Genomic DNA, 22,543 nt, shown 5'->3' on the forward strand with positions numbered 1-22,543 from the left:
CCCTTATTATTTTTTTACCTTTTTAGGAGGGATAGCATGTGGCATGAGAAATTTACTAATAAACATGGTGAAACTAAATATCGCTATTATGAGAAGTATAAAGATCCACTCACTGCTAAATGGAGACGTGTTAGCGTGGTACTTAATAAGAATGGTAAGCAATCACAGAAAGAGGCTCAAAAGCGTTTAAATGAGCGTATAGAGGCAAAGGTAAATGACAAGACACCTACTACACTCAAGACGCTAACTTTCCATGCTACATGTGATGAGTGGTTTGAACATTACAAAATAATATCTGGATCTAAACAGTCAACTATCACTACTAAAAGCTATAAGGTTGCTCACATCAAAAGAAATATAGACAAAGATATTCTTGTTCAAAATATGAATGCTAAAGTTATACAAGATTTAATTAACTCATCATTAAAAGATGGACTAAGCCATAAAGTAGTTAAAGACGATTTAAGTATCATCAAAAATATACTTCGATATACTCAAAAGAAATATAACATCACTGATATATCATACATAGATGATGTTGTTATGCCTAAAAAAGCGACTACAAGAGAAGAAATTAAAGCTAAACGTGAGAATTATTTAGAAATGACTGAAATTCTGGCTATTGCTGAAGAATTAAAACGCATAGCAAATAAAAAGCGTGCTAGTTATATGAAAAGATCATACTTATTTACTGCTTACATAGTTGAATTTCAAGCATTAAATGGCATGCGTATTGGCGAACTCTTAGCAATTCAACCCGATAATATTGATTTTGAAAATAAGAAACTTCTCATTGATGGCACTATACACTGGCGTAAAGATGGTAACAAAATAGGTTTCAAAGATACTACAAAAACAACATCATCATATCGCACTATATCTTTAACTACTAGAAGTTGCGATATTTTGCGTAAGGTTATGTTGGAAAATAAGAGAGCGACACAATGGGAAAACATGTATGTTGATAGAGGTTTTATATTTACAAGTCATAGAGGTAACCCTCTACCTCTTACATCAATAAACAGAAACATACAAATAGCTACACAAAATATAGGGATAGAAAAACATGTAACAAGCCACAGTTTGCGCCACAGTCATATATCCTTATTATCACAGTTAGGTGTATCACTGCGTGCAATAATGGATCGTGTAGGTCACACAGACCATAAAACAACATTACAGATATATAGTCATGTAACTGAGCAAATGGATAAAGATATGATGAATAAATTAGAAATGGTTGGGAGATAAATCGTTGACTCTTATCATTAAAGGTGCTAATATTTATCTATAAATAAGTTAACTCAACCCATGAGAGTAGACACCCCACCATAAGGGGATGGGCGAAATCATGGGTTTTTTGTATGAATTTTTATTTTAAGGGGAAATTATTGATGAAAATAGCCGTACTAGTCGATGGAGGATACTATCGAAAAAGAAGTCAAAATGTATTCGGAAAAGTTACAGCAAAAGAAAGAGCAGATGAGTTATATAAATACTGTAATCGACATTTAAAAGAAACACATTTTGGAACAGATGTATATGCAGACTTATATAGAATTTTTTACTATGATTGTCCTCCTATTGATAAACAAGTATTCCACCCATTAAAACAAACGACTATCGACTTTACTAAAAGCGAAACAAAGCAATGGACTGAAGATTTTTTTAAAGAGATATCAAAAAAACGTAAAGTAGCATTGAGATTAGGAGAGTTAAACGAGGCTACTGTGCATTATAATCTCAAACATACTAGCACTAAAAAATTAATGAAAGGCAATAAAGAAATAAATGAATTAGACGAGAAGGACTTTGCATTATCATTAGTTCAAAAAGGTGTGGACATGAAAATCGGTTTAGATATTGCCACCTTATCTTATAAAAAGCTAGTAGATAAAATCGTTTTAATCGCAGGAGATAGTGACTTTGTACCTGCTGCAAAGTTAGCGAGAACCGAAGGAATCGACTTCGTACTCGATTCGCTAGGTGCAGACATAAGAGATAGTCTTTCGTTACATATTGATGGGCGTAGGACATGTGACGAAAAATACATAAATAGAAATAGACAATCAAAAAAAGATAAATAATAACTGCTTTTCCTCACACTTCGCCCTTTTTCTGCCCTTTTTATAATTTCAAAACCACAAAAATAACCTCTTAAGCCTATGCCTAAGAGGTTTCTTCATTTTATGTTATTATTCCCACTCTATAGTGCTTGGTGGCTTAGAAGTGATGTCATAGACTACGCGGTTAACGTGGTCTACTTCGTTTACGATACGACTTGAGATTTTTTGTAGGACTTCCCAATCAATGCGGGCGAAGTCACTTGTCATACCGTCAATAGATGTAACTGCACGAATACCTACAGTATGATCATACGTACGATAGTCTCCCATAACACCTACAGATTGAATGCCAGGAAGTACTGTGAAATATTGCCAAATGTCTCTCTCAAGGCCTTCCTCACGCACAACTTCACGTAAAATCGCATCTGATTCTCGTACGATTTCTAATTTATCTTCAGTAATTTCACCTAATACACGGATTCCTAAACCTGGACCTGGGAAAGGCTGTCTCCACACTAAATGTTCAGGAATGCCTAATTCTATACCTAATGCACGCACTTCATCTTTAAATAACGTGTTAATCGGCTCAATAAGTTCAAATTCCATATCTTCAGGTAATCCACCTACGTTATGGTGAGATTTGATAGTTTGTGCAGTTTTAGTACCTGATTCGATGACGTCAGTGTAAAGCGTACCTTGTGCTAAGAAATCAACGTCAGTTAATTTTGCCGCTTCATCATCAAACACATATACAAATTCATTACCAATAATTTTACGTTTTTGTTCTGGATCAGATACACCTTTTAATTTATCCATGAAACGTTCCTGTGCGTTCACACGAATAATATTCATATCGAAACCTTCACCAAATTGTTCCATAACCATGTCACCTTCGCCTTTACGAAGTAAACCATGGTCAACAAAGATACATGTCAATTGATCGCCAATCGCTTTATGTAATAAGACAGCTACAACTGATGAGTCTACGCCCCCGCTCATCGCACATAATACTTTGCGATCTCCAACGCGTTTACGGATTTTTTCAACTTCGATATCGATAAAGTTTTCCATTGTCCATTCGCCTGTGCATTCACACACACGGCGTACGAAGTTTCTTAATAAATCATTACCGTATTCTGTATGACGTACTTCAGGGTGGAATTGAACACCGTAAATTCGGCGTTCTTTGTCTTCAATTGCTGCATAACTTGTACTTGGACTATCCGCAATCACTTCAAATCCGTCTGGAATTTCAATTACTTTATCAGAATGACTCATCCATACAGTTTGTTCAGCTGGTAACCCAAAGAATAACTCATCTGATTTTGCATTAATAATTGCTTTACCATACTCACGTTCATTAGCGCGTTCAACTTTTCCGCCTAAAAGTTTAGTCGTCAACTGCATACCATAACAAATACCTAGTACAGGAATGCCTAAATTATAAATTTCAGGGTCGATAGTGAATGAACCTTCCTCATATACTGAATTCGGACCACCTGAAAGAATAATACCTTTAGGATTCATACGTTTAATTTCATCAACCGTAATTTCGTGATCATGTAATTCACTGTATACGCCCATTTCACGAATACGACGCGTAATCAATTGATTGTACTGACTACCAAAGTCTAAGACAAGAATCAACTCTTGCTCTTGAGCCATTTCCATAATTGTGAATCTCCTTTTAATTGAATTTTATGTAAACAATAGAGAGACACTTCCCACAATGCATTGCTTTTAGATTCTTCTTAAAAGTGAACAACCTCTATGACAATCACATTTAAAATGAAAAGTGCTCCCCATTCTTTCTAACAAATTGACTTCATCACACTTGATTTAAATTAAAATGAATAGTTTGGTGATTCTTTTGTAATTTGTACGTTATGTGGATGGCTTTCTGCTAAACCAGCAGGGCCCATACGTGTGAATTGTGCTTCATCACGTAGTGTTTTTAAATCAGGTGAACCTGTATAACCCATACCAGCTCTTACGCCACCCATAAGTTGATAAATTGTATCTTGTAAAGGACCTTTATATGCAGTACGTCCTTCAATACCTTCAGGGACAAATTTTCTAGGCGTTTTGTCTTCTTGGAAGTAACGGTCGTTTGATCCTTTTTCCATAGCGCCTAAAGAACCCATACCACGGTAAACTTTATATTGTCTGCCTTGGAATACTTCAGTTGCGCCTGGGCTTTCTTCAGTACCAGCTAATAAGCTTCCTAACATTACTGCATGTCCACCAGCAGCTAATGCTTTAATAATGTCACCAGAGAATTTAATACCACCATCCGCTATGATTGCTTTACCAAATTTACGAGCTTCAGTAGCACAATCATAAATCGCAGTAATTTGAGGCACACCTACACCAGCTACGACACGTGTTGTACAAATTGATCCTGGTCCAATACCAACTTTAACGACGTCAGCACCAGCTTCAAACAATGCACGTGTAGCTTCAGCAGTGGCTACGTTACCAGCTACGATTGTAATCTCTGGATATTTTTCTTTCATTTTTTTAACTTCTTGAATAACGCCATTAGAGTGACCATGTGCTGTATCGATAATTAATGCATCTACGCCAGCTTCGACTAATTTTTGAGCACGAATTTCTGTATCTTTAGATGTACCGATAGCTGCAGCAGCTAGTAAACGTCCATGCGCATCTTTTGCTGCGTGAGGGAATTCAAGCACTTTTTCAATATCTTTAATTGTAATTAAACCTTCTAAACGACCATTTTCAACTAAAGGTAGTTTTTCAATTTTGTGTTCTTGAAGAATTGTTTCGGCTTCATCTAATGTAGTGCCTACAGGAGCTGTAATTAAGTTTTCTTTAGTCATAACGTCAGAAATTTTGATTGAAAAGTCTTCAATAAAACGTAAATCACGATTAGTTAGAATACCTACTAGCTCTCTTGATTCTTTATCACTAACAATTGGTACACCTGAAATACGATATTTACCCATTAAAGCTTCTGCTTCATACACACTTTCGTCTGGCGTTAAGTAGAATGGGTTTGTAATTACACCGTTTTCTGAGCGTTTAACTTTTTGAACTTCTTCAGCTTGCTCTTCGATGCCCATATTCTTATGAATGACACCTAGACCACCTTGACGTGCCATTGCGATGGCCATTTTAGACTCGGTTACTGTATCCATACCAGCTGATATAACTGGAATATTTAATTTAATTCGTTCTGATAATTCAACACTAAGATCCGCATCACTAGGTAACACATCTGATGCAGCTGGAATTAATAAAACATCGTCAAACGTTAAAGATTCTTTAGCAAACTTGTTTTCCCACATTGATAATACAGCCTCCATTTTTTATATAGTTATTTCTATTATTTCACATTTTCTTCGCTTTGTTTATACTTTAGACCATTAAAAAAGAAATTAAGAATAATTGCTGAAATAGCACCTAGTACAATGCCATTTTGAGTTAGCCAAGCAAATTGCTCACCTAACGCTTTAAATGCTTGAGGTACTGCACTAATGCCTGTACCTAAACCTACGGATACTGCAATAATTAGTAAATTATTTTGATTTTTAAAATCAATATGTCCTAAAATGCTAACACCATAAGCCATAACCATACCAAACATTGCAATCATTGCACCGCCTAATACAGGTAATGGGATGATATTAGCTAATGCACCTAATTTAGGAATACAACCACATATTAAAAGTAAAATAACCATGCCGTAAATGACATTGTTTTTCTTAGCACCTGATAAAGATACTAGTCCAACATTTTGAGAGTATGCCGTATAAGGAAATGAGTTAAAAATTGATCCTAATACAATAGCAAGACCTTCCGCAGTGTAACCTTTACGAAAATCTTTTCTTTCCAACTTTTTACCAGTAATTTCACTTAGTGCATGATATACACCTGTCGATTCTATTAAACTTACGATGGCTACAATTGTAAATACAAGTATCGCACCTAAATCAAAACCAAAACCAGAAAAACGAAATGGTTGAGGTATTCCTAACCAATAAGCTTCTCCCACTTGCTTAACATCTACTAAGCCAAGCACATTTGCCAATATTGTACCTGCAACTAGTCCGATTAAAATCGCAATGGATTTTAAGAACCCCTTCGTAAATCTTTGTAAAATAAGAATAATGACTAATGTAGCGCCTCCTAAAATTAAATTTTTAGGATTTCCATAGTCTTTAGCACCTTCTCCACCAGCTAAATAATTCATTGCTACTGGCATTAAATTAATTCCTATAATTGTAACCACACTTCCAGTTACGACAGGTGGAAAGAATTTAACTAAATAAGAGAAGAATGGTGCAATAATAACAACTAAAATACCTGATACAAACAATGAACCATATAGCACATCCAAGCCCTTCGTTTGACCGATTAAAATCATAGGTGCTACCGCAGTAAATGTACATCCTAGTACAATGGGTAATCCTGTACCTGTCACTTTGTTAGCTTGTAAAAATGTTGCTACACCACACATAAAAACATCCACTGTGACTAAATACGCAATTTGTTCCGGCGTAAATTTAAGACTGGTACCAACAATAATTGGTACTAATATCGCTCCGGCATACATTGCTAATAAGTGTTGTAAACTTAAAATGAACGTCTTCATTCATTTTCACCTAGTAGTGTCACTTGGTTTCCTTTTAATGAAGCCACTTTACATAATGAAGAAACGTTTAAACCTGCCTCTTCTAATCTTTGTCTACCATCTTGGAAACTCTTTTCAACAACAATACCAATACCAACCGTTTTAGCTTTAGCTTGTTGCGCAATATCATATAACCCAAGTGAAGCATCACCGTTGGCTAAGAAATCATCAATAATTAAAACCGTATCATTCTCATTTAGAAATTCTTCCGAAACAATAACCGTACTTGTTTTATTCTTTGTAAAAGAATGAATATCGGTACTATAAAAGCCATCTTTCAACGTACTTGGTTTAGCCTTTTTAGCAAATAAACAAGGAACATCAAAATGTAAAGATGCCATAATAGCTGGAGCAATGCCTGAAGCCTCGATTGTCAAAATCTTTGTGACACCTTTATCTTTAAATTGCTCATAAAATGTTTTGCCTACTTCATGCATCAATTTTGCATCGATTTGATGATTTAAAAAACCATCCACTTTCAATATTTTTTCGTCAATTACTACGCCATCTTCTTTGACTTTCTGTCTAAGCGATTCCACGTCAAAACCTCCTAAATTTGTATACAAAAAAAGCCTCAAACTTTGCGAAAAAGTTTCAGGATCCATGAGCGTACAGGCAATACATAGTATTTTGAAATTTCAAGAAGCCGTATATTTAAATGTATTCTTCTTCAAACACTTTATAATTTTAAATTTGTTTTACCTCATAGGATGAAGTGGGTGAATATACAACCTCCAAAGCTAAACAACTTTTATATAGTATTCTAGATAGCTATTTAAATAAAACTTGCTCTTTTATGTATTGAGTCTGAACTCATAGTCATGTCGTTTGTGGCAACATGGTAGAAACTTCTAAAGCCATATTCTTTAGATTATATGAGTAATATAAATTATTTAACGATAATAGCAAACTTTTGCTTTATTTTCAATATGATAGAAATTGTTACAAGCCCTTTCATAATAATATTTTCAAGTGTAAGCGTTTAACTAAATATTGTTCATCACTATTTGTAAACCATTCTTAATTAATTATATAATAACTATAGTTGAGTTTTATAAATATTCTTAAGGGTATACTTTTATTAAAAGTAGGACGAAAAGATGGAGGGCGATTAATATGGCAGATTTTACCGTATTAGACAAGCAAGATGAGATTTATAACGTTATTGATAAGAAAAAAGCTGAAGGATACTCAGAAAATGAATTAGTCGTTGTAAGTAAAAGTAAATTACATTTAGATGATTTCCATGATTCTCAAGTTACTTTAATTGCTACAAGTGGTTCTTTTAGTGACCGTATGTCTAAATTATTAACTGGTGAGGATGGCGAAGAAGCCGTTTTAGCTCGTTATGAATTATCTGAAGAGCAAACAGAAAAATACAAAAAAGATATTTTAGATGGTAAATTTTTAGTAATTGCCAACAAAGATAACTCTTCACACGACGAAGTTGAGGAAAATAACTCAGCTTATGAAGAAATTGATATTACACATTATGCAAACGAATCTAAAGGTCCTAAATCATAATCAATATTCATTTTAAACTTTGAGACCGTGAAATGAACGTAGTTTTAAGTTCATTTTACGGTTTTTTTCAATCTCAATATCTTTTTAACAATGACGTCAAAATGTTTAAATATGCTATACTTAAACAAACTATCGTGGGGGTGACATAATGAATTTTCACGTAATTCAATCAATAAAAGATGAATATTATGACAAAGCAATCACTTTTTATAATCAACAATTAGATGTGAATTTCTATGAAGATAGCTATATTATTGAAAGATCCTTAAAAAATAATAAGACCGAAAATGATTACGTATTTCTTGTGGGCATACAAGATGATGAGATTATTAGTTTAGCAACGGCACATTATGAAGCAACAACAAATTCGGCATTTTTAATACATTTAATCGCCAATGATACACCAAATTATGAAGATGTCCTAATTAATACACTTCAAGAAATAGAACATCAATTAAATCAACTTTCTAATAAAGTTCATTCTCGTGATATTAATTTTGTAATGGTGGAAGTTCCTAAGACGAATCATCCATTAAAAGACATCAATCAACAAGCTTTAACTCAACGCCAACAATTATTATTATCAAACGGCTTTGAACGACAAAGTGAAATTGAATATATACATCCTAACTATTCAAAAATTGACTCGCCTTTTAAAGTAGACTTATTCATTAAATCAAATATAGAATTAACAAAAGATATCTATCCAGCAAGTGTTAAATCAAATTACATTTTAAAATATGTGTTTGCTAACGGCATTTCTCGAGATATTATTTATCCTTTATTAGTCAAAATGAATTTACGCCTACCCCATTAGGAACACTTGAAATGAGCGATATAAAGGGTTAAACTAATATTTGAGGTTAGACTGACGTTTCACTGACAGAAGACAAACGTCAGTGTACATAAATCAAAGAACGAAAGGACTTTCAGCTATGTTAACCAAAGAATTCGCTCAGCGTGTCGAACTAAGTGAAAAACAAGTCCGTAAGATAGTCCAACACTTAGAAGAACGTGGCTATCAACTTAGTAAGACAGAATATCGTGGCCGTGAAGCTACTGACTTTAAAGAAGAAGATATCGAACTTTTCCAAGATATCGCTGAAAAAGTAAAACAAACGAATAGTTATGATTTAGCTTTTGAAGAGCTTGAAAAAGAAAAAGACTTCTTACAAGTGATTGTCAAAGAAGATAATGAACAACTACCTGCTGATCAAGGTGCTACACAATTGGTAGAAGAATTACGCACAGAAATTCAAAAAATGCGCGAAGAACGTCAAATGCTCGGTCAAATGATTAGCCAAGTTCACCAACAACAAACGGAATTAAAAGAACTTCAAAATCAAATCACTGAAAAATTAGATACTCACAATCAATCATTATTGGCTATTCAAAATTCACAAGAAGCCATCCAAACAGCTCAAAAAGAGCAATCTGAATACACTAAAAATAGTTTAGTTAAAGAAATTAATGATAATAATCAACAATCTATCGATACATTAAAAGAAGATATTAAAACGCAATCTTCTCTTAATAGAACTAATGATGAGAATAAAGGTTTCTTTGCGAGATTATTTAATTTATAAAGATTTCAATTATTTAATGATTGGTAACAGGACCTATTTGTCGCAATACTAACTCTTTATACAAAGGTGAGACAGAATTCATTTTGAATTCATTGTCTCACCTTTTTTCGTTTCTATATTAATATGATTAACGATTTAAATCTTTAAATTATTTTAATTCAATTAACTATTGTGTGTTTTCAAAAACTTATAATTTATACTTTTTATTTCAAGCTATTGAAATATAAAATAAATAGTATTTTCCTTATTAAGTATGTCGGAATTAGAATATTCAAAGGAGACTAATTATGGGGACTTTTTTTACAGTTATTAATATTGTCGTTATGATATTGTTTTTAATTGGGTTATTCATAATGGCTAGAAAGCACGTCTCATTCCCTAAAAGAGTATTTACCGCATTAGGGTTGGGAATTGTGTTTGGTATAGCGTTACATCTTATTTATGGAGCAAACTCCAAAGTACTTGAAACAACTACTGACTGGTTTAGTATTGTGGGAGACGGGTATGTGGCTTTGTTACAAATGATTGTAATGCCACTTATATTCATTTCAATTGTGTCAGCATTCAGTAAAATACAAATTGGTGATAAATTCGCTAAAATTGGTACTTATATTTTTATGTTTTTAATTGGTACTGTAGCTATTGCTGCTATAGTAGGAATTTTTTATGCCATTGTATTTGGACTTGATGCCTCAAGCATTGATTTAGGTAGTGCAGAAAACTCAAGAGGAAGCGAAATTAGTAGCCAAGCTAAAGATCTGACTGCTAATACGTTACCACAGCAAATTCTTGAATTATTACCTAGCAATCCATTCTTAGATTTCACTGGTCAGAGAACAACTTCTACAATTGCAGTGGTTATCTTTGCAATCTTTGTAGGATTTGCATATTTACGTGTTGCTCGCAAACAACCAGAAAGTGGTAGTTTGTTAAAACGCGGCATCGATGCTATATACGCATTAGTAATGTCTATCGTTACATTCGTTTTAAGACTAACACCATATGGTATCATCGCGATTATGGCATCTACAATCGCTACGAGTGATTTTCAAGCGATATGGACCTTAGGTAAATTTATGATTGCATCTTATGCAGCATTAATCACAATGTACATTATCCATTTAATATTATTAGCAGTAATGGGAATCAATCCAGTGCGTTACGTTAAGAAAACTTTAGAAGTGCTTATATTTGCATTTACTTCTCGCTCAAGCGCTGGTGCATTACCTTTAAACATTCAAACTCAAACACAACGATTAGGTGTACCAGATGGTATCGCTAATTTCTCAGCATCATTCGGCTTATCAATAGGTCAAAATGGTTGTGCGGGAATTTATCCTGCTATGTTAGCCATTATGGTAGCACCAGTTGCAAATGTAGATATTGATTTACCATTTATTCTTACATTAATTGGCGTTGTTATAATCAGTTCATTTGGTGTAGCTGGTGTCGGCGGTGGTGCAACTTTCGCATCTATCTTAGTATTATCAACTTTAAATCTACCAGTTGCACTTGCAGGGGTACTTATTTCAATAGAACCAATTATCGATATGGGACGTACTGCCCTTAACGTTAATGATTCAATATTAGCAGGTACTGGAACTGCAAAACTTACAGGTAATATGGATAAAGATAAATTCAATTCAAATGAATATGGAGATTTATCAACAAATTAATATTTAAAAAAAGCGTAGCTAAAACATTACAATGTTTATTTCGAACAATTGTAACCATTAGCTACGCTTTTTTATTAATAGCTTATTTTTTCATTAACCTAGATTTATTTAGCTCTTCCAACATATCTAAACGTGTTTTACCACTTAAGAACCCAGCAACTTGTTGTGACCATGTTTCTTGACGCTTTCCATTCGTACGTTCTTTATAATACTCACTGATTTTCTCATCATATTTCTGAATAGCTTCTCTTTGTTCTTTAGCATTGCTATTATAAACGTTTTTATGAAATACATGCTCAAACGGTAAACGTGGCTTAGGTGCACCATTTTCATCATCTGCTGGCTCGCCAACAGCCATTCCAAATAATGGAAAAGCATATTCAGGTAAATCTAAAATTTCTTTGACACGCGCAACATCATTTCGTAGTGAACCTAAGTAAACAATACCATAACCCATATCCTCAGCAGCTAAAGCAACATTTTCAGAAACTAATGCTACATCAATAGCTCCTACCAATAATCCTTCTGCCGATTCAAAAGACGTTTGCATATCAAAGTCTACATTTTCATTTATTAAATTATGACGATAATAATCTAAAACAAATACAAATAAATAGCCATTATCGACAACATATGGCTGTCCTGAAACTTCTTTCAATTGTTTTTTAATTTCAGGATCATCTACACCTATAATTGAGTATGTTTGTAAGTAACTTGACGTTGATGCGCTTTGCCCTGCTTCTACTAACTTTTGAACTGTTTCATCACTTAGTGCTTTATCTTTAAATTGTCTCACTGAGTGGTGTTTTTTCATCAAATCGTAAACATAGTCTGACATGGTATCTACTCCTTCAAGTCTATTTATTACATCGTAACAATTTATATTTCATTTTGCTTTTATAAAGGTTTAACTATCTTCCGTAAAACATTTGCATGATAATAATTTTATAGTTATCATAATAGTAACAATTTTCAGATATTTAAGGAGAGATATCATGAGTCAAGCAAACAAAGAAGTATCAAATGCCTTATTTCAAGCATACATTTCAAAAGAACCTATCGAATTTGTAAGCAAAACATATAATCTAACTGAACCAGAAGCTTACAAAACACAAGATGATCTTATCCATCAAATTCAAGCCGAGAAGAATGTACCTATTAAAGGTTATAAAGTTAGTATGACGAGTGCTGCAACTCAAGCAATTGCTAACACTAATGAACCAGCATACGGTACTATTTTATCTCATCAAGTCGTAGAAAACGGTCATGGTGTGTCTCTTACAACGTTATTTGCACCACTATTGGAGCCTGAAATTATTTTCGAATTAACTGCGGATTTACCTGAAGATGCTGATACACAAACGATATTAGAAAGCGTAAAAGTCGCACCAGGCATCGAAATTCCCGATGCACGTTATAAAGATTGGTTCCCAAATTTCACTTTAGGTGATTTAATTTCTGATAATACAGCTACTGGACTTATTGTGGTTGGTGAACGTATCACACCTCTTGATTACGAGGCATTTGCTGATATTAATTTAAAGTTATTCAAGGATGATAACCAAATTGAAACAGGTCACTCTAGTGAAGTGCTTGGCAACCCAATTGAATCAGTAAAATGGTTAAACAAAAAATTACATTCTCATGGTAAATCATTAAAAAGAGGACAATTTATTTCATCTGGAACCTTCATTTCTCCTTTAAATTTAGAAGAAGGTACTTATACTGCTGACTATGATAGAGTAGGATCTGTCACAGTTAAAGTTATTGATTAACTGACTATTTAAGTTATAAAGAACTAACCCATACATTAGCCATTGTTGAACGGGATATGAAACCTTCATCATTAATGTTGATTTCTATTCCGTCTTTTTAATTATTCATATTATTTATTATCAAAAACATATGTTTAGTTGAGAATGGAAAAAGTTAATTGATATTCATAAGCACTTTTAAAATAACATTTTCAAAGTAAACACTAAAACTTAAACACATATTTACTTTCTCAACATATGATTCAAAAAACCTATTTGAACAATGTTAAATCAACATTTCAATAGTTATAAGTGCATTAAGTTGACGAATAAGAAGTAGCATGTAATAATAATATTTAAGAAATTAGAATTATTATAAACAAGCAATAATTATTATGTAGTTCTAATTAATATTCATGATAATCAGGAGGAATTTAAGTTATGTCATTAATCAATAAAGAAATTCTACCATTCACAGCGCAAGCTTATGATCCTAAAAAAGACGAATTCAAAGAAGTAAGCCAAGATGATTTAAAAGGTTCTTGGAGCGTAGTATGTTTCTACCCAGCTGACTTCTCATTCGTATGCCCAACTGAATTAGAAGATTTACAAAACCAATATGATAAATTACAAGACTTAGGTGTAAATGTATTCTCAATATCAACTGATACTCATTTCGTACACAAAGCTTGGCATGATCATTCAGATGCAATCAGTAAAATCCAATATCAAATGATCGGTGACCCTTCTCAAACAATCACTCGTAATTTTGATGTATTAGATGAAGAAGCTGGTTTAGCTCAACGTGGTACTTTCATCATTGATCCAGACGGCGTTGTTCAAGCAGCTGAAATTAATGCAGATGGTATTGGCCGTGACGCAAGCACATTAGTAAATAAAATCAAAGCCGCTCAATATGTACGTCAACATCCAGGTGAAGTATGCCCAGCTAAATGGGAAGAAGGTTCTGAATCATTACAACCAGGATTAGACTTAGTAGGTAAAATTTAAGGAGGCATTAAAGAATGCTTAATGCTGATTTAAAACAACAATTGCAACAACTTTTAGGACTAATGGAAGGCGATGTAGAATTCAGAGCTAGTATCGGTTCTGACGACAAATCTAAAGAACTTAAAGAACTTTTAGATGAAATCGCTGAAATGTCTGAACATATAACAATCGTAGAAAAAGAATTAAAACGTACACCAAGCTTCTCAGTCAGCAAACCTGATGAAGAAGCTGGCGTAACGTTTGCCGGAATTCCATTAGGTCATGAATTTAATTCTCTTGTATTAGCAATTTTACAAGTAAGTGGTCGTGCACCTAAAGAGAAACAATCAATTATTGATCAAATTAAAGGTTTAGAAGGTAAATACAACTTTGAAACCTACGTTAGTTTGACATGTCAAAAATGTCCTGACGTTGTTCAAGCATTAAATCTAATGAGTGTTGTTAACCCTAATATCACTCATACAATGATTGATGGTTCTGTATTCCGTGAAGAATCAGAAGATATCATGGCTGTCCCAGCTGTATTCTTAGATGGTGAAGAATTTGGCAATGGACGTATGACTATTTCAGATATCTTAACTAAATTAGGCAGTACACAAGATGCTTCTGAATTTGAAGGTAAAGATCCATATGATGTTTTAATCATCGGTGGTGGTCCAGCTAGTGGTAGTGCCGCAATTTATACAGCTCGTAAAGGACTACGTACAGGTATTATTGCTGATCGTATTGGTGGTCAAGTTAATGATACTGCTGGCATCGAGAACTTTATCACTGTAAAAGAAACAACAGGTTCTCAATTCTCAGCTAATTTAGCTGCTCATATTGAAGAATATGATATTGATACAATGACAGGCATCCGTGCTACTAATATCGAGAAGACAGACCAAGCTATTCGTGTCACACTTGAAAATAATGCAGTTTTAGAAACTAAAACCGCTATTATTTCAACAGGTGCAAGCTGGCGTAAACTTAACATTCCTGGTGAAGATCGTTTAATCAATAAAGGTGTTGCTTTCTGCCCTCACTGTGATGGTCCTTTATTTGAAAACAAAGACGTTGCAGTTATCGGCGGAGGAAACTCTGGTGTTGAAGCTGCTATCGACTTAGCAGGAATTGTTAAACATGTTACTTTATTTGAATATTCATCAGAACTTAAAGCAGACACTGTATTACAAGATCGTTTACGTTCACTATCAAACGTAGATATCCACACTAATGCACGAACTGCTGAAGTATTAGGTGAAGATCATGTAACTGGTATTAGTTACGAAGATTTAAATTCTGGCGAAATGAAAGAATTAAGTTTAGATGGTATCTTCGTTCAAATCGGACTAGTTCCAAATACAAGTTGGATTGGTGATGCAGTAGAACTAAATAACCGTGGCGAAGTTGTTATTGACCGTAATAACAATACAAACGTTCCAGGTATATTTGCTGCTGGCGACGTTACCGATCAGAAAAATAAACAAATTATTATTTCTATGGGTGCCGGTGCCAATGCGGCATTAAATGCATTTGATTATATCATTAGAAATTAATAATCTTTTTAGGATATGTTAGAAGTTTATTTACTTCACATTTATCCATATTAAACACTTAACCTATCAAATATCTTCATATAAAGCAGAGACGTTTTTTACGAGCGTCTCTGTTTTTTTGTAACTTTCACTTTATCTTTGCTAATCTATGTTTGTACAGTTGGAGGTCACTGTATGTCACGAATCTCTTTCCCTAATTTCAGAAGAACAATTGAGTAATTTGAAGCTACTTGTAAATCCATCATCTCATTACAGTAAAGTCTATACGCTACTTCAATTCGCTTCACAATCCGAAACATTAACACAACTTTACAATGAGATGAGCCAATCTGAAAGAATTTATATTAGTATTTTTTTAAAAATAGTGAATCACTTATACTAATTAATAAGAGAAAATTAAAAAAGTTACCTATAACCCATAAAATCCTAGATAATCTTTTAGCCGATTTACAAACTATGTAACTAGATAAATGCCACAAATTGTTCATAGATGGCTATGAATTTAAGTACTTAACATTCAATTATTTTTCGATAAATGATAATCTATTATTATGTAAAATTATAGTTGCGTTACTAATAAAGGAGATTTATAAACCTATGAAGAAGAATATATTAATAGGTCTCTTTTTATCATTATTACTAACATTAAGCGCTTGTGCACCTGAGGATGATAATGATACAACAGACCATCATAGTAATGGCGTTAATGCACCAAAACACGCTAAAAATTTAACAGAAAGTGATATTTTCACTTCAAATAAAGAGAACCAAAAACTTAGCGAAGATGAAATGAATAAAGCCATTAAAAAATATTTAGATGTTAATAGCGATATTTTAGATAATAAATACGTGATGCAAAGTCAAATTGACCGACAAAGTACAGGACAAACAAGAATCACTGATAAACAAGCTAAAAAGCTCAGCAAATTATCAAACTTAGCTGTTAAAAATGATTTACATTTCAAAAAATTCGTTAAAAACAATACCTTACCTTCTGGGTATAAGGAAAGCACTGAGCGTATTATTAATTATTTCCACGCCTTAAATAGCACAATCGCAGATGTTGATAAGAGCATTGAGCAGCTTAATTATGAACCACAAAATACAATTAACGTTGTCGATGTGCCTACACATTATGCAGGTGATGTAAATGGTAAACAACAAGATAAAATTCAAAAATTCCTAGACGATAAAAATATTAAATCTGACGTTTTAGATAAATAAAATGTTGTGACTGACATACTTTTCTAGGCACATAAAAATCCAAACCGTTAAAATATGCGGTTTGGATTTTTGCGTGTTAATCAATTGTTATTATACATTTTATACTCCTAAAAAGTATGGTTTACAATTTTCGACATTGTAATCTAATGCTTCTTCTTCACCAATTACATTGAAATATGCAAATATACAACGAATAACTACTTGATGTGCTACGATTACAATTGTTTCATCGTCACTCATATTCATTTGTCCAAAGAATTGATGAACTCTATTATATACATCTCTATAACTTTCACCCATAGGCGCTTTTTGAGTGAAACTATGACGAAAATCTTTATATTCAGGATCGTTAAAGTAACGATGATATTGCGCATCTTGCATTAACTTATCTTTATACTCACCTTCAAATACTCCTAAAGAACGTTCTCGAAGCAATGAAGTGATAGTAGAAGGTATGTCATAAGGAAAGATATAACGATAGGTTTCCTGTGTTCGAGTTAAATCAGATATATAAACATGATCAATATGTTTGTCTTTAAAGTAGCTTTCCAAATTTTTTGCGCCTTCAATACCTTTCTTGGTTAATGGCACATCTAATTGGCCACAGAAATAAGCTCGATTATGTTTATTATCATAATTTGATTGTGATTCTCCATGTCTCACTAAATATAATTTCATATACTACAATCCTTTACTGAAATTTATCTACTCTTGCTTAATAATAAATTAATTGATAATCCAATTAAAATAAAACCTACAGTATAATCAAATATAGCTTTTACTTTAGGCTGACTGAATAATAATTTAATATATTGAAATACAAATACACAGAATAAAAACCAAATTAAGATAACCATAATGACTGCTAAAGATAAAATGGCTACTTGTGATTTCACTTCAATGCCGCCAGTTGACAAAAATTGCGGTAAAACACTCACATAATAAAGTAACGCTTTAGGGTTCAAAATTGTGCTTAGAAAGCCTTGTCGATATGAGGTAAAACAACTCACATCATTGACTTTATTACCACCCGTATTAAAGTTCATCGACTGACAAGCTGAACGAATACTTTGTACGCCTAGATAAATCAGATAACAGGCACCTAGAATTTTTATAATCAAAAATACATAATATAAACTTGTAAGAATATATACAATTCCCAATACAGCTAACGATGAATAAATGATATGAGCAGAGGTAATACCTAAAGCTGCCATAGAACCATTTAGTTTGCCCTAATGGATTGTGTTTTTCATGACAATCAAAAAGTCTGGACCAGGCACAATGATAATAAGTAACGTAATAGTAATAAACGTTATTATTCGATCCATATATACACCCTCTTCAATCAAATATTATAAAAATTATGCCATAACTTATATAAATATGTAAGTCTACGCGTAGTCTAAATGTTAATAAGCGACACAATCATTTTAAGTTTAATAAATAACTTAAATATAACTTTTTACAAATATTAGTACTAAACGAAATTTTTTTATATTTTAAGCACTTATTATTGTCATTACAGTAGGTAACATGATAGTATTAGGGTGTAGTTAAATAATAACTACAAAGTCTTTTATATTCATGAACATAATACTCCTGGGTGACGCCTTAACCCGACGTCACCCTCTTTTTATGCCCAATTTTAGCTACTTTTAAAATATACCCCCCTCAAAAAGATAAGTGAAATGATAATCATTAACATTTAAGTAAAATTACTGTCATCATGCATTTTTACATGCTACATTATAACTAAGTAATCACACTTATTGGAGAGGAATCAATAATGGAATTACTAGGTTATAAAATGGTAAACGACGAACTCATGGCAACTGTTAAATCGGATCACGGACATATATTTAGGTATTCATTTAATATTGAAACGCCTGAGTATGAAATTCTGGAAGTATTAGAAGAAGTTAATAAGCACGTTGATAATGGTAGACATCCACTAGGATGTGAGATTATAAAGAACTATGATTTTGAAGATATTCATAACCATCAGGCTTTAATTAATTAAAATTTCATTAAACTAAAAAAGAGAGCTACTATTAAAGTAGCTCTCTTAATATTGCTATTATTTTCTAAGTGCTTTTAAAATTAAAGAAACAACGAAAATAACAATAATTGCACCGATTAGTGCTGGAATGATTGGTACGCCACCCCATACAGGTCCCCAAGTACCTAACAATTTACTACCTACAGCTGAACCGATTAAACCAGCGATGATGTTACCGATGATACCACCTGGGATATCTTTACCCATGATCATACCGGCAACCCAGCCGATTAATCCTCCGACTATTAACATAACAATAAAGCCCATATTCAGAACTCTCCTTACATCTTCTATTTTTATATACTTCTTATATATACCACGCATCAATATGAATAAACATTAGCATATAATTTTATTATATTTTTATTTAAACTTATATCAAATCTCATTATAAAAATTATGGATAATTTATATATTCGTTTTCCACTACTACAAATTCGATTTTCATTCTGAAATTCTGTAAAATTTTAATGCATTTTTATAAAAGATCTTCTCTTGTGTCTCTTCATCAAAATGCTTTTGAATTAACTCAATATCTTGTTCACTAAAAGGGCGCTTTGCTCGCGTGGAAGGTAAATCTGTACCAAACATAATGGCATCAGGATTAATGTCAATCAGTTCCTTAATGACTGCAATAGGCTCAACTTCTATACGTCCAAATCCTGTTGCTTTAACATAAACACCTTGTTTGACTAATGCTTTTAAATCTTCAAAACCCTCTACGGTCAAGCCAAGATGATCGATTGATACTTTAGGTAACGAACTTATAATTTCTTTATAGTCTTTTAATTGTTTGGATTCAATATATATTTCAGAATGCCAGCCAACTAAATCATAGACTCTTTGTGCAAACGTCTTAATAAGCGCTATATCTTCAGACCCACCACGTTTAACATTAAATCGAATACCTCTAACTCCTTCATCATGTAATCGAAGAATTTCATCATCAGATGTAGATGCAGGTAGCTGCGTTATCCCAACAAATTGACCCTGAAGTTGATTTAAAGCTGATATTAAATAATCTTGGTCAAATCCTTGAAATGACCCTGATACAATTGCGCCACCAACAACATTTAATTGCTGAGTATGATTTAAATAGTCATTAACCTTAAATGATGGAGGCATATAGCCGTTATTTTCCTTCACCGGAAAATCATAATCAATGATATGAAAATGCGAATCAAATAGTTTCATTATAAATTTCCCCTACATTTATATTTCTTGAAATAAAGATAACATAATTAATATTTATCAGCTAAAAGACTTGATAATTATTGTGAACAAGACTAGTATAGTTAAATAACTTAGGTTGTATATAAAAGACTCAAATTATTTACTTATAATTAAAGAATTGGAAAGTAAGTAAAAACAATTTAAATTCAAACTTGTTTTTTAGGAGGTTATATTTCATGAGTTCACATACACTTTTTAATTTAAGAACTAAACGAAATCTTGAAATTAACGAATTAACAGAATTAATTAATAAAAAATATGGTACACATTATGAACCCCATCAATTATGGGAATGGGAAAATCATCAACATGAACCTAAGTTTAAAGATGCAATGATTCTCGCAGACTTCTTTGACACACCTTATCAAATGTTAGTCGAAAGTAAATACAAAGAATATCAACAGCAAATTGACGATATCGATATTCGTTTATAATTTCTATTAAATGCCTGTCATACTATATATTTAGTGTATGACAGGCTTTTTTATCATAATTTTCTTTTTAAATAAAATTAATTGCGATATAATGACTTGAATTTAAATTAATGTCACAAAATAAATTTTATAGCTATTGTATGTAAATTTTAATTTATGTATGATTGTAATTAGTGTTAACCAACTACAAGGAGGATATTTTAATGGCATTTAATGAAGAGCCACCAAATAATACCAATTCATCCCAAGAACAATCACAAGAAAACAATATACATAATCAAGATAAAAATGAAAATGTGAGTAATAATGAAAGTACTCAAAACGATGATTCCAATAGTTCTAATAAAGGGAAATATTGGCTTATTGGATGCGGCGCCGGTTGTGGCTGTCTAGTTATTTTAATTATATTAGTACTAGCAGCTTGTGTGATTTTTATGAAAGTCTCAGACTCAATTTCATCAAGTGATAGTGAAAATGCAACACATGAATCCAAACAAGAAGGTAACTCTCGTAAAGCTGGCGGGAATGATAAAGAAGAAGCTTTGCAACGTGCTGAAACTTATGCTAAATCGATGTACATGTCTAAAAAAGGTATCTATAACCAATTGACTTCTAGTAGTGGTGATAAATTTAATTCTAGTACAGCTAAATATGCCGTTAATCATTTAAAAGATGTAGATTATAAGGAAAATGCGTTAAAAACTGCAGAAGAAAGTAGTGATAACTTACATTTTTCGAAAAAAGAACTAACTGATTATCTTAAAAATGATGAAAATTCAGGTCAATTTACTAGTGAACAAGTAGATTATGCGATGAAGCATGCAAAAATTGACTATAAAGAAAATGCGTTAGAAACAGCAAAACATATCAGTGACCAATCTTATTCTTCAAAATCGCAACTTGAAGACGAACTTACGTCTAAAGATGGGCGTCAATTTACGAAAGATGAAGCAGATTACGCAATGAAACATTTGAAGACGGATTTTAAAAAGAATGCATTAAAAAATGCCCAACGATATATGCAAGACTCTATCGAATCAAAAAGTGAACTTTATAATAAGTTAGTAGAATACGACGATTTCACAGAAGATGAAGCAAAATATGCTGCCGATAATGTAAAAGTAGACTACAAAGAGAATGCACTAGAAAGAGCCAAATCTTTATCTAAGAATGGCGATACTTCTAAATCAGATATTAAGGATATGTTGTCTTCTAAAGATGGTTTCAAATTCACTGAAGAAGAAGCACAATATGCCGTTGATCATTTAAAATAATGATTTAATGACCATAAAATATTAGTATTTATAATATTAAATCCCCTTCAAGCTAAATTATCAATTTAGTATTGGTGGGGATTTTTTTGTGTAGTACTACTAAGTGCTTTATGTAAAATTATTATTATATCCCTTTTCTATCCTTTCCCTAAAATTCAAAGCACAAAAAAATAACCCCATAAGCCTTAAGCCTACGGGGTTTAACCAATACCTATATATTAGTTTTCGTCTTTAACATATGGTAATAAAGCCATATGACGAGCACGTTTGATAGCTGTAGTCAACATACGTTGATATTTAGCTGAAGTACCAGTTACACGACGTGGTAAAATTTTACCGCGTTCTGAGATAAAACGTTTTAATAATTCAGTGTCTTTATAGTCAATGTGTGTAATACCATTTGCTGTGAAATAGCATACTTTTTTACGACGACGTCCGCCTCTTCTTGGTCCACCTGCCATGGTTAATTACCTCCTTTGGAATATTTTTTTATACGTTCATTTT

The 22,543-nt window shown here is 32.6% G+C and carries 21 protein-coding genes, 2 pseudogenes and 1 riboswitch; of the genes and pseudogenes, 13 read left to right on the top strand and 10 right to left on the bottom strand.

All coding sequences use genetic code 11. From position 1 onward, the window contains the following. Positions 1-36 precede the first annotated feature (36 nt). The gene (locus tag HMPREF3265_RS11035) at positions 37-1,251 is read left to right on the top strand and encodes a tyrosine-type recombinase/integrase (RefSeq protein ID WP_070861676.1); all 1,215 of its coding nucleotides are present in this window, start codon (positions 37-39) and stop codon (positions 1,249-1,251) included. 143 nt (positions 1,252-1,394) lie between these two features. Continuing rightward, a complete protein-coding gene (locus tag HMPREF3265_RS11040; protein ID WP_049426511.1) occupies positions 1,395-2,087 on the top strand; it encodes an NYN domain-containing protein in 693 nt (230 codons plus the stop codon). A 108-nt stretch (positions 2,088-2,195) separates the two neighbouring features. Here the strand turns inward: HMPREF3265_RS11040 and guaA are convergent, their stop codons facing one another. The 4 genes from guaA to xpt all read right to left on the bottom strand — a co-directional run bounded on the left by guaA (position 2,196) and on the right by xpt (position 7,262). Beyond that, positions 2,196-3,737: a glutamine-hydrolyzing GMP synthase gene (gene guaA / locus HMPREF3265_RS11045; protein WP_037551765.1), complete on the bottom strand. Its 1,542-nt coding sequence runs from the start codon at positions 3,735-3,737 to the stop codon at positions 2,196-2,198. A gap of 173 nt (positions 3,738-3,910) precedes the next feature. Then, positions 3,911-5,377, bottom strand: a complete 1,467-nt coding sequence (gene guaB / locus HMPREF3265_RS11050; RefSeq protein ID WP_037551767.1) for an IMP dehydrogenase — start codon at positions 5,375-5,377, stop codon at positions 3,911-3,913. Between the two features lie 38 nt (positions 5,378-5,415). Next, positions 5,416-6,684 (bottom strand): xanthine permease PbuX, encoded by a 1,269-nt coding sequence (pbuX, locus tag HMPREF3265_RS11055; RefSeq protein WP_070861677.1) that lies wholly within the window; start codon positions 6,682-6,684, stop codon positions 5,416-5,418. Continuing rightward, entirely contained in the window at positions 6,681-7,262 is a 582-nt protein-coding gene (gene xpt, locus HMPREF3265_RS11060) for a xanthine phosphoribosyltransferase (RefSeq protein WP_011276831.1), read from the bottom strand. The genes pbuX and xpt overlap by 4 nt, the downstream gene beginning before the upstream one ends. Positions 7,263-7,519: 257 nt before the next feature. Beyond that, positions 7,520-7,622, bottom strand: a riboswitch (purine riboswitch). A gap of 217 nt (positions 7,623-7,839) precedes the next feature. Between xpt and HMPREF3265_RS11065 the strand changes: the two genes are divergently transcribed. From HMPREF3265_RS11065 to HMPREF3265_RS11080, 4 genes and pseudogenes are all read left to right on the top strand, one after another. Next, positions 7,840-8,247, top strand: a complete 408-nt coding sequence (locus HMPREF3265_RS11065) for a general stress protein (RefSeq protein ID WP_037551769.1) — start codon at positions 7,840-7,842, stop codon at positions 8,245-8,247. Between the two features lie 148 nt (positions 8,248-8,395). Further along, positions 8,396-9,064, top strand: coding sequence for a hypothetical protein (locus HMPREF3265_RS11070; RefSeq protein ID WP_037551771.1), 669 nt, complete (start codon positions 8,396-8,398; stop codon positions 9,062-9,064). A 118-nt stretch (positions 9,065-9,182) separates the two neighbouring features. Beyond that, positions 9,183-9,681 (top strand): annotated as a pseudogene (locus tag HMPREF3265_RS11075) (DNA-binding protein); the annotation flags it as partial. Between the two features lie 439 nt (positions 9,682-10,120). Further along, positions 10,121-11,509: an L-cystine transporter gene (locus HMPREF3265_RS11080; protein ID WP_070440732.1), complete on the top strand. Its 1,389-nt coding sequence runs from the start codon at positions 10,121-10,123 to the stop codon at positions 11,507-11,509. Positions 11,510-11,591: 82 nt separating this feature from the next. Here HMPREF3265_RS11080 and nfsA read toward each other — a convergent pair whose 3' ends face one another. Further along, entirely contained in the window at positions 11,592-12,347 is a 756-nt protein-coding gene (nfsA, locus tag HMPREF3265_RS11085; RefSeq protein ID WP_070861678.1) for an oxygen-insensitive NADPH nitroreductase, read from the bottom strand. 157 nt (positions 12,348-12,504) lie between these two features. Between nfsA and HMPREF3265_RS11090 the strand changes: the two genes are divergently transcribed. The 4 genes from HMPREF3265_RS11090 to HMPREF3265_RS11105 all read left to right on the top strand — a co-directional run bounded on the left by HMPREF3265_RS11090 (position 12,505) and on the right by HMPREF3265_RS11105 (position 17,036). Then, positions 12,505-13,284 (top strand): 2-keto-4-pentenoate hydratase, encoded by a 780-nt coding sequence (locus HMPREF3265_RS11090; protein ID WP_037538528.1) that lies wholly within the window; start codon positions 12,505-12,507, stop codon positions 13,282-13,284. 420 nt (positions 13,285-13,704) lie between these two features. Then, positions 13,705-14,274 carry an alkyl hydroperoxide reductase subunit C gene (ahpC, locus tag HMPREF3265_RS11095; RefSeq protein WP_070861679.1) on the top strand — a complete coding sequence of 190 codons (570 nt, stop codon included), beginning with the start codon at positions 13,705-13,707 and terminating at the stop codon, positions 14,272-14,274. A 14-nt stretch (positions 14,275-14,288) separates the two neighbouring features. Further along, complete coding sequence (gene ahpF / locus HMPREF3265_RS11100) at positions 14,289-15,812, top strand: alkyl hydroperoxide reductase subunit F (RefSeq protein ID WP_016931188.1); 1,524 nt, start codon at positions 14,289-14,291, stop codon at positions 15,810-15,812. A gap of 597 nt (positions 15,813-16,409) precedes the next feature. Further along, positions 16,410-17,036, top strand: coding sequence for an NDxxF motif lipoprotein (locus HMPREF3265_RS11105; RefSeq protein WP_070861680.1), 627 nt, complete (start codon positions 16,410-16,412; stop codon positions 17,034-17,036). A gap of 99 nt (positions 17,037-17,135) precedes the next feature. On the opposite strand, the gene HMPREF3265_RS11110 is transcribed toward HMPREF3265_RS11105, so the two are convergent. Both HMPREF3265_RS11110 and HMPREF3265_RS11115 read right to left on the bottom strand, forming a co-directional pair. Next, complete coding sequence (locus HMPREF3265_RS11110; RefSeq protein ID WP_070861681.1) at positions 17,136-17,714, bottom strand: histidine phosphatase family protein; 579 nt, start codon at positions 17,712-17,714, stop codon at positions 17,136-17,138. Positions 17,715-17,737: 23 nt separating this feature from the next. Then, positions 17,738-18,367 (bottom strand): annotated as a pseudogene (locus tag HMPREF3265_RS11115) (LysE family translocator). Positions 18,368-18,825: 458 nt separating this feature from the next. On the opposite strand from HMPREF3265_RS11115, the gene HMPREF3265_RS11120 reads away from it, so the two are divergent. Continuing rightward, positions 18,826-19,059 (top strand): hypothetical protein, encoded by a 234-nt coding sequence (locus HMPREF3265_RS11120; RefSeq protein ID WP_037551789.1) that lies wholly within the window; start codon positions 18,826-18,828, stop codon positions 19,057-19,059. A gap of 57 nt (positions 19,060-19,116) precedes the next feature. Here the strand turns inward: HMPREF3265_RS11120 and HMPREF3265_RS11125 are convergent, their stop codons facing one another. Together HMPREF3265_RS11125 and HMPREF3265_RS11130 are read right to left on the bottom strand one after the other, a co-directional pair. Then, positions 19,117-19,365: a GlsB/YeaQ/YmgE family stress response membrane protein gene (locus HMPREF3265_RS11125; protein ID WP_011276862.1), complete on the bottom strand. Its 249-nt coding sequence runs from the start codon at positions 19,363-19,365 to the stop codon at positions 19,117-19,119. Between the two features lie 177 nt (positions 19,366-19,542). Further along, on the bottom strand, positions 19,543-20,292 hold the full coding sequence (locus HMPREF3265_RS11130) for an amidohydrolase family protein (RefSeq protein WP_037551790.1): 750 nt from the start codon (positions 20,290-20,292) through the stop codon (positions 19,543-19,545). 215 nt (positions 20,293-20,507) lie between these two features. On the opposite strand from HMPREF3265_RS11130, the gene HMPREF3265_RS11135 reads away from it, so the two are divergent. Together HMPREF3265_RS11135 and HMPREF3265_RS11140 are read left to right on the top strand one after the other, a co-directional pair. Beyond that, the gene (locus HMPREF3265_RS11135; RefSeq protein ID WP_011276864.1) at positions 20,508-20,765 is read left to right on the top strand and encodes a hypothetical protein; all 258 of its coding nucleotides are present in this window, start codon (positions 20,508-20,510) and stop codon (positions 20,763-20,765) included. Positions 20,766-20,968: 203 nt separating this feature from the next. Then, a complete protein-coding gene (locus tag HMPREF3265_RS11140) occupies positions 20,969-22,039 on the top strand; it encodes an Ltp family lipoprotein (RefSeq protein ID WP_053019361.1) in 1,071 nt (356 codons plus the stop codon). 218 nt (positions 22,040-22,257) lie between these two features. Here HMPREF3265_RS11140 and rpsR read toward each other — a convergent pair whose 3' ends face one another. Then, positions 22,258-22,500, bottom strand: a complete 243-nt coding sequence (gene rpsR, locus HMPREF3265_RS11145; protein ID WP_002447994.1) for a 30S ribosomal protein S18 — start codon at positions 22,498-22,500, stop codon at positions 22,258-22,260. Positions 22,501-22,543: the final 43 nt, after the last annotated feature.

Origin of the sequence: Staphylococcus sp. HMSC62B09 (genome assembly GCF_001839115.1) — a bacterium.
Taxonomy (GTDB): domain Bacteria; phylum Bacillota; class Bacilli; order Staphylococcales; family Staphylococcaceae; genus Staphylococcus; species Staphylococcus haemolyticus.